This window comes from Methylobacterium thuringiense, assembly GCF_022179645.1.
In the GTDB taxonomy this organism is placed as follows: domain Bacteria; phylum Pseudomonadota; class Alphaproteobacteria; order Rhizobiales; family Beijerinckiaceae; genus Methylobacterium; species Methylobacterium thuringiense.
The window spans coordinates 288,607-304,178 of record NZ_BPRA01000001.1 but is presented as its reverse complement, the minus strand read 5'-3'; the positions used below and the strand labels follow the sequence as shown (position 1 = coordinate 304,178).

The window sequence follows — 15,572 nt, the reverse complement described above, 5'->3', positions numbered from 1 at the left end:
GGCGGGAAGGTCGTCGCGTCTCTCTTGCCTTGAGCTTACGGCTTCGCCAAGCTGTTTGCCCTGATCCCGCATCTCCAGCGGCGGCAGGCGTTCTCCGAAGTTCAGAGTTTTCCCGATGAGAGTCACTGTCGAGCGCGCGGCCCTCCTTCGGTCGCTCGGCCACGTGCACCGCGTCGTCGAACGGCGCAACACGATTCCGATCCTGTCCAACGTGCTCCTGCGCGGCTCTGCAGATGGCCTCCAGCTCAAGGCCACCGACCTCGATATCGAGGTGACCGAGACCGTTCCGGCCGACGTCGCCGATGCCGGCGCGACCACGGTCCCTGCGCACGTGATCTATGACATCGTACGCAAGCTGCCCGACGGCTCCCAGGTCTCGCTTGAGACGAGCGAAGAGACCGGGCAGATGACGATCCGGTCCGGCCGCTCCCGCTTCGCCCTCGGCGCCCTTCCCGAGGGCGATTTCCCCGATCTCGCCGCGGGCGAGCTGCCGCACGCTTTCTCGATCGCCTCGCTCGATCTCAAGCGGTTGATCGACAAGACGCAGTTCGCGATCTCGACCGAGGAGACGCGCTACTACCTCAACGGCATCTACCTGCACACGATCGAGGTCGAGGGTGCCCTCAAGCTCCGGGCCGTCGCCACGGACGGGCACCGCCTCGCCCGCGTCGAGATGGACGCGCCCGAAGGCAGCCGCGGCATGCCCGGCATCATCGTGCCGCGTAAGGCCGTAGCGGAGATACAGAAGCTCGTCGACGACGGCGGCGAAAGCGTCTCCATCGAGATTTCGCCGGCCAAGATCCGGCTCTCCTTCGCGAGCGGCGTGACCCTGATTTCGAAGCTCATCGACGGGACTTTCCCCGATTATCAGCGGGTGATCCCGACCGGGAACGACAAGCGTCTGACGGTCCAGCGCGACGAATTCGCGCGCGCAGTGGACCGCGTCTCGACGATCTCGTCCGAGCGCGGCCGCGCGGTGAAGCTGGCGATGACGGACGGGCGTCTCGCCCTATCGGTCAACAACCCGGATTCCGGATCGGCCACCGAAGAACTCGACGTCGATTACGAGGCGGCCGGGCTCGATATCGGCTTCAACGCCCGGTACCTCCTCGACATCACCAGTCAGTTGGAAGGCGACACCGCCCTGTTCCGGCTCGCCGATCCGGGCTCGCCCACGGTGATCCAGGACCGCGAGGGCGCGCCTGCGCTCTACGTGTTGATGCCGATGCGGGTGTGAACCGGGCTATCCTCGGCACGCCTGAGGTCATAGATCCCGAGACATGCAAACGATGCCGGGCGATTCAGCTCGCCCCTCGCGGTTGATCGTCCGCGATTTCCGTAATCATACCGAGTTCGACCTTTCGATCGGCCGCCCCTTCGTCGCTCTGGTCGGCGAGAACGGTGCGGGCAAGACCAACCTGCTCGAGGCCCTGTCGCTATTCTCACCCGGCCGTGGCCTGCGCCGGGCCGATCTGACGGTGATGGCGCGTGCGGGCGGCCCGGGCGGCTTTGCCGTCTCGATGACCCTCGGCTCGCGCGAAGACGGACACAGGCTCGGCACCGGCTGCGAGCCGCCGGGCTTCGACGGGCGTCCGACACGGCTGTGCCGGATCGACGGCGCAGGCGTTTCGTCGCCGGTCGCCTTCGCGGAATTCCTGCGCATCGTCTGGCTGACGCCAGATCTCGATGGCTTGTTTCGCGGGCCTGCCGGTGATCGCCGGCGCTTCCTCGACAGGCTGGTTCTTGCAGTCGACGCGACCCATGGTGGACGGGTCGCAGCATTGGAGCGGGCCTTGCGCTCCCGAAACCGGCTTCTGGACGAACGCCCGGACGATGGTCGTTGGCTCGATGCCGTCGAGCGTGAGGTGGCCGAACTTGGGGTGGCTGTGGCCCTTGCCCGCCGTGAAACCGTCGAACGTCTCGACCGGCTGATTGGCGAGACGCGTGACGACGCACAGCCCTTCCCCTGGGCCAACGTGCGGCTCGAAGGGGACCTCGACGATCTCGTCGCAGTCTGGCCGGCTCTGGAGGCGGAGGACCGCTTCCGTGCGGCGCTCCGACAGAGCCGGCACCGCGACCGCGCGGCTGGCCGGACGCTTGTCGGTCCGCAGACCACGGATCTCGTGGTGCGACACGGACCCAAGGACATGCCGGCGGCTACGGCTTCCACCGGTGAGCAGAAAGCCCTGCTGATCGGACTCGTGCTGGCCCATGCCCGTCTCGTCCAGGCGATGAGCGGTATCGCTCCGCTGATACTCCTCGACGAAGTCGCCGCCCATCTCGACCCGCGCCGCCGCGCGGGCTTGTTCGAGGCGCTCGAAGCTCTGCCCGGCCAAGTCTGGATGACCGGTGCCGATCCTGCCGTATTCGCCGAAGTCGGGCACCGGACCGAGGTGGTGAGGATCGGCAACTAGTCGGGATTTTTGCGCAATTTTCTTGGGAGGATCGTCCATTGACCCTGTGCGTCGCCGAATCTACCCACCAGCGGCCATGAGCTTACAAAGAATATCGGCAGACCAGGTATCGCCGCCACCCGAACCGGTCGGGCGGTCATGAGCGGTCCCGTTCGTCAGCCGGGCTGCGAAAACCTGCGGGAACAGCCGCTTCGTGGCTATGCGGTCTGTACATTGCCACGCTCGGGAAGCAATTACTTCTGCGACGTGCTCGGGACGACCGGCGTGCTCGGATATCCGAAGGAATACTTCAACGGCGACGCGCGCCGCCTCTACGACGATCCCAGCTACCCCGATGGACGGCATCAGCAGGTCGAACGCATTCTGACGATGGGGCGTACGCCGAACGGGATCTACGGCCTGAAGACCTTTCCGGGCCTGCACGATCTGGTGGCACCGCATCTGCGTTGGACGAAGGTGCTGCCGCGCTTGAGTTTCGTGCGCTTCCGCCGTCGGGACGTGCTCGGGCAGGCGATTTCCTGGGTGCGCGCTGCGCAGACCCACCAGTTCCGCATGTCTGATCCTGTACGTGGCGAACCGGCCTATGACGCCGAAGCCATCGCGCTGCGGGTGCGCCAGATTTGCCAGCGCGGCGCTCGCTGGGACATGTTCTTCGCACGCACCGGCCTGCCGTTCATCGAGATCACTTACGAGGATTTTCTGGCAGATCCCAGTGCGGCTGCCGCGCGGGTTGGAGACCTTCTCGGTCTCGACGAGCGCCCGATGGTGCGGTTGGAGCGATCGATTTTCCGCGTTCAGCGGGATGGCAGCAATGCGCAATGGCGGGCGCGTTTCCTAGACGAACATGGCGATGCCGACCGCATGGATGCCTTTGCGGTATGAGCAGGGGGATGGCATGGCATTGATCGTCGAGCTCCTCGGCCGCCTGCGCCGGAAAGCTGCCCGACCTCCATCGGACCGCCCTCTACCTCGCGGTTACGCGGTCTGCGGAGCCCCACGTTCAGGCAGTAATTATTTCTGCGAGATCCTGAGCAGCACGGGTCGGCTTGGACACCCCCGCGAGTACTTCAACGCGAATGCACGCCGGGCCATCGACGATCCAAATTTTCCCGATGATCCGCATCTCCAGATCGAGCGTATCCTCACCAGTGGCGCGACCCAGAACGGGATCTATGCGCTGAAACTGTTTCCGGGTCTGTTCGACACCGTTTCTCAGCATTTGAAGCTGACGCAGGCCCTGCCGAACCTGCACTTCGTCCGCCTGCGCAGACGCGACCTTCTGGGCCAAGCAATTTCATGGGCGCGTTCGACCCAGACGCAGCAATTCCGTTCGACCCAGACGCCGAGTGGCGAGGGGCGCTATGATGCCGACCTGACCCGAGCCTACCTCGCCCAAGCCTGCCAGCGCTCTGCCCGTTGGGACATGTACTTCGCCAGGACCGGCATCGACCCGGTCGAGGTGACATACGAAGAACTCTCCAGTGATCCGCAAGGCGCGGTCGATAAGGTGGCGGACGCTTTGAATGTCGCCCGCCCGCGTGTCGCCCTCGACCGTGTGCGCCTTGAAGTTCAGCGTGACGAACTCAGTGGAGAGTGGCGCAGGCGGTTCATCGCCGAACACGGCGATCCGAGTCATATCGATCCGGTGGAGGCGATGGCTGCGACGCTCTGAGCTTTGTCAGGCCGCGGCGAGGGTCGCGAACACAGCGAGCGCAGAGTTTGCCAGCAACTTTGCCGTATCCGGACATTAAAGCGGCGCTATAAGCCCATCCTCTCCCGTCAAGGTCGCGACTATCGCGGAGGCATCAACGAACATCAGGTCTCGCCGCTGATGTTGTCGAAGAATGCTCCGTCGGCTACGAAACCGGTGTTGGGAATAGCAGAAATTTGGTCCGGCAACAGTAGAGCCGTGCGGCTGCCGACAGAGAATCGTCTGGTGGTTGAGGCTATCGACGAGTGCCCTCCAAACCGCCTCGGTCTCGTAGACACGCCCCACAGGGGCCGGCTGTCCGCAAGCGGATACATAGCGTCGCTACCGGAGGTCGAGCGGCATATCGCGCTCCCTACGTAGACAGTTCCATCGTATTGCCTACACACGCCCGCTTCAGCAGTGACATACTCTTCGTTAGCACCGAGACACCCATGACCCAGCGCCTCGATGAGGCTCGCGCCGCGCTCAAGAAGACCTTCGGCTACGACGATTTTCGGCCCGGGCAGGCGGAGGTGATCGGGGCCGTGCTCGACGGCACGGATGTCTTTGCCGTGATGCCGACGGGGTCGGGCAAGTCGATGACCTATCAGCTGCCCGCGCTCATGGGCGATGGGCTCACGGTGGTGATCTCGCCGCTGATCGCGCTGATGCACGACCAGGTGCAGCAGATGGTCGGGTTCGGCGTCGAGGCTGCCACGCTCAACTCGACGATTGCCGAGACTGCCGCGCGCGAGACGTGGCGCAAGATCCGCTCGGGCGAGCTGCGGTTGCTGTTCGTCTCGCCGGAACGCCTGCTGATGGACGGCTGCATGGAGGCGCTGCGCAGCGCCGGCGTGCAGCGCCTTGCGGTCGACGAGGCGCATTGCGTCTCGCAATGGGGCCACGATTTCCGGCCGGAGTACCGCGAGATCGCCCGCGCCCGCGAGGCCCTCGGCAACGTGCAGACCCTGGCTCTTACGGCCACGGCCGATGCGGCGACGCGCACCGACATCGCAGAGCGGCTGTTTCCGGCGGGACGCGAGGCCAAGACCTTCGTCCATTCGTTCGATCGGCCGAACATCCGGCTGACCTTCGCGGCTAAGGACAACCCGACCCGGCAGCTCGAACGCTTCCTGCGCAACCGCAAGGCGGAGAGCGGCATCATCTACTGCTCGTCGCGCAAGCGCGTGGAACAGCTTGCAGACACCCTGAAAGGCGACGGCTTCAACGCCCTCCCCTACCATGCCGGCCTCGACCAGGGCACGCGCATGCGGAACCAGGACACCTTCCTGCAGGAGGACGGCGTCGTCATGACGGCGACGGTGGCCTTCGGCATGGGCATCAACAAGCCGGACGTGCGCTTCGTCTGCCATGCCGACATGCCGACCAACGTCGAGGGCTACTATCAGGAGATCGGCCGCGCCGGCCGCGACGGGCTGCCGGCCGATACGCTGACGCTCTACGGTCTCGACGACATGTCGCTGCGCCGCCGCCAGATCGACGAGAAGGAGGTGCCGGACGAGCGCCGCCGTGTCGAGCGGCGCAAGCTCGAGGCGATGATCTCGCTCTGCGAGGGCGCGGCCTGTCGGCGCCAATCGCTGCTCTCGTATTTCGGCGAAACGAGCGAGGCCTGCGGTCGCTGCGATCTCTGCCGTGGCGGCGTCTCACTGATCGACGGAACCGTCGAAGCGCAGAAGCTGCTGTCGGCGATCGTGCGCACCGGCCAGCGCTTCGGCGCGGCCTATGTCTGCGACGTCGTGCACGGCAAGGAATCCGAGCCGATCCGGAAGAACGGCCACGCCCAGCTCAAGACCTTCGGCGTCGGCGCCGACAAGCCCGTCGCCGCGTGGCGCGCGCTGCTGCGCCAGCTCTTCGCCGCAGGCGCGGTCGCCGAGAACGGCGACGGCTATGGCGGGCTCACCATGACCGAGAAGGGCGAGGCGATCCTGTTCGGCCGCGAGACCGTCCAGGTCAGGCCCGATCCGGAGCCGCGCAAGGCCGAGCCGAGGAACCGTCGTACGGCCGTTCGCGACGATGAGGCGCTTCAGCTTGGCGAGGCGGACGAGGCGCTGTTCCAGCATCTGCGTGGCCTGCGAGCGACCATCGCCCGCGTCGAGAACGTGGCGGCCTTCATCGTGTTTCCGGACAAGACCCTGATCGAGATGGCCCGGGCCAAGCCGGTCGATCTTTGGGCGCTTCGCAGCGTACACGGGGTCGGCGAGCGCAAGCGCGAGGCGTATGGCCAGCGCTTCGTCGAGGCCATCGTAGAATTTCTAGCCGACTCGCCGTCCAAACGCGTGCCGGGTTGAAGATGATTCTTCAGCTGCCGACCAAGCTCCACCATGCCGTCTCCCGGCATGGACGCCAGTGCATCGCGGGCTGCGGAATAGCACGACTCTGCCGGCAGGAATGCTGCTAGACGGTCGCCTCTTCCGTCAGCCTGGCGAATTCCTCGCCCGCCCGTATCGAGCGCGTAAGCCATTTCCGATTCCGAAGACACGACCAAGCTGCGCCGGATCTTCTATCTGCCCGGGTTCGATCCTCGCGAGCCGGAAGCCTATTGGGGTCTGCTCCGCCGCGAAAGCAGGCTGACTGCGAGCCGGCGCGGTATGACGATCGAGGTCGGCAAGTCCGTCCGCTCGACCGACGGTCATAGCCTCGATTGGATCATCGACAGCGTCGAGCATGGCGCTCGTACTCGGACAGGCTACAGTCTGCTGAGATGGGACGACATCGTCCGTTCCCACTTCCCGCGATCGAACGTCGACCGGCTGATTGCGATCCCCGCGCTTTGGTGGCGTCTCTGGCGGACCGGCTATCTCAAGGCCTTCCGACGCGAGGCCTGGCAGTTCTCGACGGTGATCCTCGTCGTCCACCTGCTCTACGCCACGCTGGTTGGCGCGAGCGTGACCCTCGCTGCCTGGTTGACCGCGATCTCACCGCTCGGCGACGGGCCGCCAATTCTGCAACTCGCCCTGACTGTCCCCGCCGCCTACGGCATCCTCGGCCTGCTCACGCGTGCAACGAAAGGCCGGCCATTCTACGTGACACATCTCGTCGACGACACGGCGTTCACGCACGAACACGCGGCGAACCGGACCACGGCCATGAGCGAGCGCCTCGATGCCTGGGCGCTGCGCATCCACGCGGCCGAGTCCGAGGCGTCCGAACTGGTCGTGATCGGGCATTCCTCGTCGAGTTTTCTGGCCCTCGAAGCCCTCGATCGCGTACTCGCACGCGATCCGCTCTTTGGCCGACGCAGCACGCCCGTGACGCTGGTGACGCTGGGCAGCGTGATCCCGTGGATCGCCCTCGACGCGCGGGCAGAGGCCATTCGTGGTTCGCTGCAACGTGTCGCCGATGCCGACGCAATTGCCTGGCTCGACCTGCGCGCACCCTGGGACTGGCTCTCGATCCACCTGCGCAATCCACTGCAGGCTTCGGATATGTATGCGCCAAATCCGGACAGACCGACGATCTGCAGCGTCGACATCGAGGACCTGATCGAACCGAGTGCCGTCGCATTGGGGCGCTGGAACTTCTTCCGCATGCATTTCCAGCTGCTCATGTCGAGCCGCGACCGGAGCGCCTTCGACTACATCGCGCTGATAGCGGGGTCCGTGCCGGTGCATCGGGCGGTCGGCGAACTCCGGGATGTCCCTGCTGCGGACGTGCCGGTCACGGTCCCGGCGAGCTGAACTCTGAATGCGGGATAAGGATCGCTGCGGATATGAGCCCTGACGGGTTTGCAGTGGCGGCCCCGCCGATCTAATCCGTCGCACGACGCGTGGGAGCCCCGAGGATGGGACCTCCCCCAATGGCGACTTTTCCGCCACGCCAGTCCCAGGCGAGAGACCGAATGTTTCGCAATGACGTCCCGATCACGCCGGAGCTCGTCCGTCAGCACGGACTCACGCCGGACGAGTACGCTCGTTTCCGCGCCCTGATCGGCCGGGATCCGACGCTGACCGAGCTCGGGATCGTCTCGGCGATGTGGAACGAGCACTGCTCCTACAAATCCTCGCGCAAGCACCTGCGCGGGCTGCCGACGACGGCGCCCTGGGTGATCCAGGGGCCCGGCGAGAACGCGGGCGTCATCGACATCGGCGACGGGCTCGCCTGCGTTTTCAAGATGGAGAGCCACAACCACCCGAGCTTCATCGAGCCCTACCAGGGCGCGGCGACCGGCGTCGGCGGCATCCTTCGCGACGTGTTCACGATGGGCGCGCGGCCGATCGCGGCGCTGAACGCGCTCCGCTTCGGCTCGCCGGACCATCCGCGCACGCGCCATCTCGTCTCGGGCGTGGTCGCTGGCGTCGGCGGCTATGGCAATTCGTTCGGCGTGCCGACCGTGGGTGGCCTCGTCGGATTCCACTCGCGCTATGACGGCAACATCCTCGTCAACGCGATGGCGGTGGGCCTCGCGAAGACCGACGCGATCTTCTACGCGGCGGCCACCGGCGTCGGGAATCCGATCGTCTATCTCGGCTCCAAGACCGGCCGCGACGGCATCCACGGCGCGACCATGGCCTCTGCCGAGTTCGACGCGGAGACCGAGGCCAAGCGCCCGACCGTGCAGGTCGGCGACCCCTTTGCCGAGAAGCTGCTGCTGGAGGCCTGCCTGGAGCTGATGGCGTCCGGTGCCGTCATCGCGATCCAGGACATGGGCGCGGCGGGCCTGACCTGCTCGGCCGTCGAGATGGGCGCCAAGGGTGATCTCGGCGTGGAGCTCGACCTCGACGCCGTGCCGGTGCGTGAGGAGGGCATGACGCCCTACGAGATGATGCTGTCGGAGAGCCAGGAGCGCATGCTCGTGGTGCTCAAACCCGGCATGGAGGATGAGGCGAAGGCGATCTTCGTGAAGTGGGGCCTGGACTTCGCGATCATCGGGCACACCACCGACACGCTGCGCTTCGTCGTCAAATGGCACGGCGAGACCATGGCCGATCTGCCGATCAAGGAACTCGGCGACGAGGCCCCTCTCTATGACCGTCCGCATATCGCCAACACGCACCAGCCGGTGATCGCTGCCGCCGACGTGCCCGCGACGGTCCCGCATGCGGAGGCCCTCAAGCGGCTGATCGGCTCGCCCGAACTCGCCTCCAAGCGCTGGGTCTACGAGCAATACGACCACTTCATCCTGGGTAACACGATCCAGAAGCCGGGCGGCGACGCCGCCATCGTGCGCGTCGAGGACGGCCCCAAGGGGCTCGCCATCACCGCCGACGTCACGCCGCGCTATTGCGAGGCCGATCCGGTCCAGGGCGGCCGGCAGGCGGTGGCCGAGGCCTGGCGCAACATCACCGCCGTCGGTGGTCGTCCGCTCGCCATCACCGACAACCTCAACTTCGGCAACCCCGAAAAGCCCGAGGTGATGGGTCAGCTCGTCGGCTGCCTCAAGGGGATCGGCGAGGCCTGCCTCGCCCTCGACTTCCCCGTCGTCTCCGGCAACGTCTCGCTCTACAACGAGACCAACGGTGTCGGCATCCTGCCGACCCCGACCATCGGTGGTGTCGGCGTGCTCGACGACGTGGCGGTCCACGCGACGATCGCGCTGAAGCGCGCGGGCGATGTGCTGGTGCTGCTCGGCCGGACCGAGGGCTGGCTCGGCCAGTCGCAGTATCTCGCCGTGATCGCCGGCCGTGAGGAGGGCGCACCGCCGCCCGTCGATCTCGCCGGTGAGCGCAAGACCGGCGATTTCGTGCGCGGCCTGATCACGTCGGGCGCCGTCGACACGGTGCACGACCTGTCCGATGGCGGATTAGCCGTGGCACTCGCCGAGATGAGCATCGCGTCGGGCATCGGAGCCACCGTGCCGGAGGCGCCAGCGGGTATCGCGGCACATGCCTGGCTGTTCGGCGAGGATCAGGGCCGCTACCTGCTCGCCGTAAGCGAGACGGTAGCCTCTGAGATTTTGTCCGGCGCTTCGGCGCAAGGCATCGCGGCCGCGCGCATCGGCACGACAGGCGGCGATGGTTTGACCCTGCCGGACAGCGAGACCATATCGGTGGCTGATCTTCGTGCCGCGCATGAGGATTGGTTTCCGGCCTACATGGCGAGCCAGCCGGCTGCCCCTGCCGCCTGACACGACCTCACCGCAAGACTGGAGACACCCCGATGCCGATGGATGCGCGTGAGATCGAAGCGATGATCCGCGAGGCGCTGCCCGACGCCACGATCGACATCAAGGATCTGGCGGGCGACGGCGATCACTACGCCGCGACGGTCCTGTCCTCCGCCTTCAAGGGCAAGACCCGCGTGGCGCAACACCAGATGGTCTACGGCGCGCTGCAGGGGCGCATGGGCGGCGTGCTCCACGCCCTTGCGCTGACCACGGGCGTCCCCCAGGATTAGGGGAGCTGATTTCAACCGATCCGATAAGAGGACGACACGATGACCGACGCCAACACCACCATCGAGAACGAGATCAAGTCCCAGGATGTGGTCGTGTTCATGAAGGGCACGCCGCAGTTTCCGATGTGCGGCTTTTCCGGCCAGGTCGTGCAGATCCTCAACTACCTCGAAGTGCCGTTCAAGGGCGTGAACGTCCTCGACGACATGGCGATCCGCGACGGCATCAAGGCCTTCTCCAACTGGCCGACCATTCCGCAGATCTACGTGAAGGGCGAGTTCGTCGGCGGTTGCGACATCACCCGCGAGATGTTCCAGTCGGGCGAATTGCAGACCTTCCTGTCCGAGAAGGGCGTCCCGGTGAAGAACACCGCCGCCGCCTGATCGGCAGCCAGATCCCCGACCAGAAGGGCGCTGCGGCGCCCTTTTTCGTGCCCGAAACAGTTCGGTGGGCAACGAACACGGCGTTCCGCCAATTTCCCCTGTGTAGTCGACGCCAGGGAAGCGAGCTACGATGCGCGACGTCATCATCGTGGGCGGTGGTCCGGCCGGGCTCAATGCGGCGCTCATCCTCGGCCGCTGCCGCCGCGATGTCCTGCTCTGCGATGCCGGCAAGCCGCGCAATGCGGCGACGCCCCTGACTTGGGGCCTTTTCACCCGCGACGGCACGTCGCCCTTCGCCCTGCGCGAGCAGGCCCATGCCGATCTCGAACGCTACGGCACGGTCGAGCGCCGTGAGATCGAGGTCGTCGAAGCACGGCGTTGCGAGGACCGTTTCGAGATCAAGCTGGTTGACGGGACGCGCGAGACGGCCCGCCGCCTGATTCTGGCGACCGGTCTTCGGCAGGACCTCCCGAAGATCGAGGGCTTCGAGACCTATTGGGGCACCGGGGTCCATTCCTGCCCGTATTGCGACGGCTACGAGGCCCGCGACCGGCCGATCGTCGCCTATGGCCGCGGCCATGGCGGCTGCGGGTTGGCTCTGGAGCTAAGTTGCTGGAGCCGCGACGTCACCCTCTGCACGGATGCCAAGGATGGCGAGCTCTCCGAGAAGGATCGCGACAGGCTTGGCCTCAACGGCATTCGCATCGTCGAGACGCCGATCGACCGACTCGAGGGCAATGGAGAGCGGCCGGAGACTCTGGTGTTTCGCGACGGGCGGGCGATCCCCTGCTCCGCCATCTTCCTGATGCCGGTGGCGTGCCAGCCCTCGCATCTCGTCGGGCAACTCGGCTGCGATCTCTCCGAGACGGGAGTGGTGCCGACCAAGGGCGACTACGAAAAGACCAATGTGCCCGGCCTGTTCGTCGCCGGTGACGCCTCGCGGCGGGTGCAGTTCGCGATCGTCGCCGCGGCGGAGGGCGCCATGGCGGCCTTCGCCATCAACATGGAGCTGATCGCCGAGGATACGGCCTGATCGCTCACACCGCCCGCAGCGGCTTCTCGAGCACGGCGATGACGCGGGCGAGATCGTGGCCCCGCTTCATGACGAGGCCGCCGGCTGCGATCACGGCGTAGGCGCCCTGACGGCGGGCAAGCTTGGGGTCCTTTTCGATTCGGTATAGCGGCATCTCGGAGCTGCGCCGGTAGATCGAAAACACGGCCTTGTCCCGCCGGAAATCGAGGGCGTAGTCGCGCCACTCGCCCTCCGACACCCGACGGCCGTAAAGATTGAAGATGGTGCGCAGCTCGTCGCGGTTGAAGGCGATCTGGGGTGTGGAGGCTTCCGAAGGAAACGGAATGACCTTTGCGCCCGGATCGGCCCCCTGCGTATCGACGCTCTGGCGCTCGCTCATCGTTCCTCCCGCATGCGGCCGTCGATGCGTCCGAGACAGGATGATGGGCCGGGTATTTCGCCGCCGCAAGCCCGCCTCGGGTGCATCGGTTGCCGGCGCACGGACACTGCAGCGAAACAAAAGGCCATCGTCTCGCCACGGTTTCGCCGTGCCGGCGCCTCCGTAAAACGGTCGAGTGTGGCTTGAAACCTCGTCGGTCACGGGTCCCGAAGCGGCCCCGCACCCAAGCTCCCCAGCCCGCGGCGGCGGCTTTGGACCGGCCCGTGCTCGACACTCCGAGGTTTCAAGACCCAAGGACTTCAGGCGGCCTCTTCGGAGCGCCGCCCTTTTTTTGTCCGACGCATACCCGGCCGATCGGATAGACTGCGACGCCACGGCAATCCCGCCCAGCGCAGTTTTCTTTCCCGTCTCGTCGGATCCGTAGAGCGTGCCCCCTGATTTCGACGCCGCGTTCCGCGATCGCCTCGCCGACCTCTTTGCCTGGCGCCGCGACGTGCGCCGTTTCCGCGGGGATCCCGTCGACGAGACCGTTCTCTCGACCTGCCTGGCCCTGGCGTCCCTGGCGCCGTCCGTCGGCAACAGCCAGCCATGGCGGTTCGTTCGGGTGGCGGACCGCTCGCGCCGCGCGGCCGTGGTCGAAAGCTTTGCCCGCTGCAACATCGCCGCCTGCGCTTCCTACGCCGACGAGCGTCGGGACCTCTATGCGAGCCTCAAGCTCGAAGGGCTGCGCGAGGCTCCGGTTCATCTCGCTGTGTTCTGCGATGAGGCGACGGAGACCGGCTACGGTCTCGGACGCGAGACCATGCCGGAGATGCTGCGGTACTCGGCGGTGACGGCGGTCCACACGTTCTGGCTTGCGGCGCGAGCGCACGGGCTCGGCGTCGGCTGGGTCTCGATCCTCGAACCGGAGGAGGTGACGCGCCTCGTGGATGTGCCGGCCGCGTGGCGGCTCGTCGCCTATCTCTGCGTCGGTCATCCGGTGGAAGAGCATAGGGACCCCGAACTCGTCCGCCACGGCTGGCAGGGGCCGTCGCCGATCTCGGCGCGCCTCACGGAACGGTGAGTCTTACGAGACTTCGACTCGCGGGCCGGTCGAGTCGACTGTTTCCGGCAAGAGGCTGTTAGCCGTCAGCCTGGAATTACGTAATTCGCCATCGCGTAACCATGCCTTCTAACAGGAACGCCAAGCTTCTCTGCGAATTATCCTCTTGCGTAAGGTCACGCTTGAAGGACGAATTCCGATGTTCGGGAAATGGGGAATGGGCACAGGTGTCGCCGCGGCGCTGACCGCCGGCCTGCTCGCGGCAGCGCCCGTTCAGGCGCGCGAGGTGGTTCCGTTCAACGAGCCCGGACTGGCCGGCTCGCTCGTCGTGCGCACGTCCGAGCGCCGGCTCTACCTCGTCAATTGGGACGGCACGGCGATCCGTTATCCGGTGGCCGTCGGCAAGCCGGGCAAGCAATGGGCCGGCCAGACCGTCATCGACGGCAAGTACTTCCAGCCCGACTGGTCGCCGCCGTCGGATGTGAAACGCGATCACCCCCACCTGCCGAACCTGATCCGCGGCGGAACCCGCGGTAACCCGATGGGCGTTGCGGCGATGACGCTGCGGGGCGGTGAATACGCGATCCACGGCACCAACAAGCCGAGTTCGATCGGGACGTTCGCGTCCTACGGCTGCATTCGCATGTATAATCAAGATATCTCGGATCTATTTCAGCGTGTCTCGGTGGGGACGCAGGTCTACGTGACGCGCTGATCACGCACGGCGTTGATCCTCACGCCGCGGTCGAGGCAAGAGCCTCGGCCGCGGCTTCGTTATGTCCGCCATCCGGCACGGCGGGAGACACCCAGCGATCGACAGACGATCGACGATTTGTGCCTGGATCGATTGAAATCCCTCAATCTGTATTAATCATGGCGGTCGTCTGCGCGTTTCGTTTCTCCGTAAACCAACAAAATTACATAAAACATCAAGCTTAGACCCGCATCGTCGGTCCTGCGTGAAGACACGCTCGGAGGACGACAATCGATGTTCGGTAAAGTGGCGTTGGGCGCGGGCATGGCCGCCGCGCTGTGGTCCGGCCTGTTTGCGGCTACGCCGGTACAGGCCCGGGAGATCGTGCCGTTCGCGGGCGCCGGCATGGCCGGCTCGCTGGTGGTGCGGACCTCCGAGCGCCGGCTCTATCTCGTCAACGGCGACGGCACGGCCATCCGCTATCCGGTGGCGGTGGGCAAGCCGGGCAAGCAATGGGCCGGCCAGACCATGATCGACGGCAAGTACTACCAGCCCGACTGGTCGCCGCCCGCTGTGGTCAAGCGTGACCACCCGCGCCTGCCGAACCTGATCCGCGGCGGAACCGCGAGCAACCCGATGGGCGTCGCCGCCATGACCCTGCGCGGCGGCCAATACGCGATCCACGGCACCAACCGGCCGGAATCGATCGGTCACTTCGCATCGTATGGCTGTATCCGCATGCACAACCAAGACATCGCCGACCTGTTCGAGCGTGTCTCGGTCGGCACTCAGGTCCAGGTGGTGCGCTGAGCGTGACCAACGGAGACGCGAGCCGCGAGGATCGCGCTCTCGCGGCTCGGCGCGTTGGCGCAGAGATGGCCTCGACCGCCCTGAATGTCGCGATGATCCGGTAGGTGTGTGCCACGCCTACCGGTACGAGCCAGGCATCGCCGTGCTCGAGAGAGATCGTCTCGCCGGCCAGAACGAGGTTCGCGCGCCCGGCAAGCACGTGGCCAACGGTCTCATAGGGCCGGGCAGCGCTCTTCTCTGTCGTCGGTGGCTGGTTTGTTGCGCCGCATCTGCATAGCCACGCGCTCGGCTGCGGCAAGGCGAGTTCGCGGTGCGGACCCTCCGGTACGCCCCGGCCGGAAACCCTGGACGTCCCGTGGTGGACCCTCGTAGGCATGCGCCTGGGAGGCGGTAGCGCCGAATTCTGCGATTTACCCGGGTTGCGGTCCTGTCCCAACGATTTTCAGAAATCGACGGCGATGCCCTTCACCTCCCAGTCTGTGTAGCGGACGGGTTCGAGGCCGCCGCGGCCGCTCGTCTCGGGCTTGGCGGCGATTTCGGCGGCGCGGGCGTCGATCGCCGCGCGCCGTTCGGCTGCCTCGGCAAGCGCACGCTGCGCCGCGGGCGTCATGACGCGTTTCGCCTCGCCCTCGGATGGAGCCTGATCGGGTGTCGTCGGTGCATTCGTCGTGTCGTTCTGCATGACGGCCTTTGTCATCGTTCTCTTGCGTCGCGTCGCTGCGGATGGGACTGCGTCGTGCAGGACATCGCAGCACGCTCTTTTCCGGAAAGTGGC

The 15,572-nt window shown here is 66.0% G+C and carries 15 protein-coding genes and 1 pseudogene; 13 read left to right on the top strand and 3 right to left on the bottom strand.

Annotated elements, in window-relative coordinates:
- Positions 1-115: 115 nt before the first annotated feature.
- The 10 genes from dnaN to MFF07_RS01250 all read left to right on the top strand — a co-directional run bounded on the left by dnaN (position 116) and on the right by MFF07_RS01250 (position 11,872).
- Complete coding sequence (gene dnaN / locus MFF07_RS01295) at positions 116-1,237, top strand: DNA polymerase III subunit beta (protein WP_147814376.1); 1,122 nt, start codon at positions 116-118, stop codon at positions 1,235-1,237.
- Between the two features lie 43 nt (positions 1,238-1,280).
- Positions 1,281-2,414: a DNA replication/repair protein RecF gene (recF, locus tag MFF07_RS01290; RefSeq protein WP_147814378.1), complete on the top strand. Its 1,134-nt coding sequence runs from the start codon at positions 1,281-1,283 to the stop codon at positions 2,412-2,414.
- A 138-nt stretch (positions 2,415-2,552) separates the two neighbouring features.
- Complete coding sequence (locus MFF07_RS01285) at positions 2,553-3,296, top strand: Stf0 family sulfotransferase (RefSeq protein WP_147814380.1); 744 nt, start codon at positions 2,553-2,555, stop codon at positions 3,294-3,296.
- 13 nt (positions 3,297-3,309) lie between these two features.
- Positions 3,310-4,086, top strand: a complete 777-nt coding sequence (locus MFF07_RS01280) for a Stf0 family sulfotransferase (RefSeq protein WP_187272416.1) — start codon at positions 3,310-3,312, stop codon at positions 4,084-4,086.
- Between the two features lie 470 nt (positions 4,087-4,556).
- Positions 4,557-6,413, top strand: coding sequence for a DNA helicase RecQ (gene recQ, locus MFF07_RS01275; protein ID WP_147814384.1), 1,857 nt, complete (start codon positions 4,557-4,559; stop codon positions 6,411-6,413).
- 198 nt (positions 6,414-6,611) lie between these two features.
- Entirely contained in the window at positions 6,612-7,802 is a 1,191-nt protein-coding gene (locus tag MFF07_RS01270) for a hydrolase (RefSeq protein WP_147814386.1), read from the top strand.
- 161 nt (positions 7,803-7,963) lie between these two features.
- Positions 7,964-10,189 (top strand): phosphoribosylformylglycinamidine synthase subunit PurL, encoded by a 2,226-nt coding sequence (gene purL / locus MFF07_RS01265; RefSeq protein WP_147814388.1) that lies wholly within the window; start codon positions 7,964-7,966, stop codon positions 10,187-10,189.
- A 32-nt stretch (positions 10,190-10,221) separates the two neighbouring features.
- Positions 10,222-10,458 (top strand): BolA family protein, encoded by a 237-nt coding sequence (locus MFF07_RS01260; protein ID WP_147814390.1) that lies wholly within the window; start codon positions 10,222-10,224, stop codon positions 10,456-10,458.
- Between the two features lie 39 nt (positions 10,459-10,497).
- Complete coding sequence (grxD, locus tag MFF07_RS01255) at positions 10,498-10,839, top strand: Grx4 family monothiol glutaredoxin (RefSeq protein WP_147814392.1); 342 nt, start codon at positions 10,498-10,500, stop codon at positions 10,837-10,839.
- A 130-nt stretch (positions 10,840-10,969) separates the two neighbouring features.
- Positions 10,970-11,872, top strand: coding sequence for an NAD(P)/FAD-dependent oxidoreductase (locus MFF07_RS01250; protein WP_147814394.1), 903 nt, complete (start codon positions 10,970-10,972; stop codon positions 11,870-11,872).
- Positions 11,873-11,876: 4 nt separating this feature from the next.
- On the opposite strand, the gene MFF07_RS01245 is transcribed toward MFF07_RS01250, so the two are convergent.
- Positions 11,877-12,251, bottom strand: a complete 375-nt coding sequence (locus MFF07_RS01245) for a DUF2794 domain-containing protein (protein ID WP_147814396.1) — start codon at positions 12,249-12,251, stop codon at positions 11,877-11,879.
- Positions 12,252-12,678: 427 nt separating this feature from the next.
- On the opposite strand from MFF07_RS01245, the gene bluB reads away from it, so the two are divergent.
- The 3 genes from bluB to MFF07_RS01230 all read left to right on the top strand — a co-directional run bounded on the left by bluB (position 12,679) and on the right by MFF07_RS01230 (position 14,797).
- Positions 12,679-13,314 (top strand): 5,6-dimethylbenzimidazole synthase, encoded by a 636-nt coding sequence (gene bluB / locus MFF07_RS01240; protein ID WP_147814398.1) that lies wholly within the window; start codon positions 12,679-12,681, stop codon positions 13,312-13,314.
- A 178-nt stretch (positions 13,315-13,492) separates the two neighbouring features.
- The gene (locus MFF07_RS01235; RefSeq protein ID WP_147814476.1) at positions 13,493-14,008 is read left to right on the top strand and encodes a L,D-transpeptidase; all 516 of its coding nucleotides are present in this window, start codon (positions 13,493-13,495) and stop codon (positions 14,006-14,008) included.
- Between the two features lie 273 nt (positions 14,009-14,281).
- Complete coding sequence (locus tag MFF07_RS01230) at positions 14,282-14,797, top strand: L,D-transpeptidase (RefSeq protein ID WP_147814400.1); 516 nt, start codon at positions 14,282-14,284, stop codon at positions 14,795-14,797.
- Between the two features lie 103 nt (positions 14,798-14,900).
- Here MFF07_RS01230 and MFF07_RS22650 read toward each other — a convergent pair.
- Positions 14,901-15,173, bottom strand: a pseudogene (locus MFF07_RS22650) (cupin domain-containing protein); the annotation flags it as partial.
- A gap of 66 nt (positions 15,174-15,239) precedes the next feature.
- Positions 15,240-15,494: a DUF1674 domain-containing protein gene (locus MFF07_RS01225; RefSeq protein ID WP_238230411.1), complete on the bottom strand. Its 255-nt coding sequence runs from the start codon at positions 15,492-15,494 to the stop codon at positions 15,240-15,242.
- Positions 15,495-15,572 lie beyond the last annotated feature (78 nt).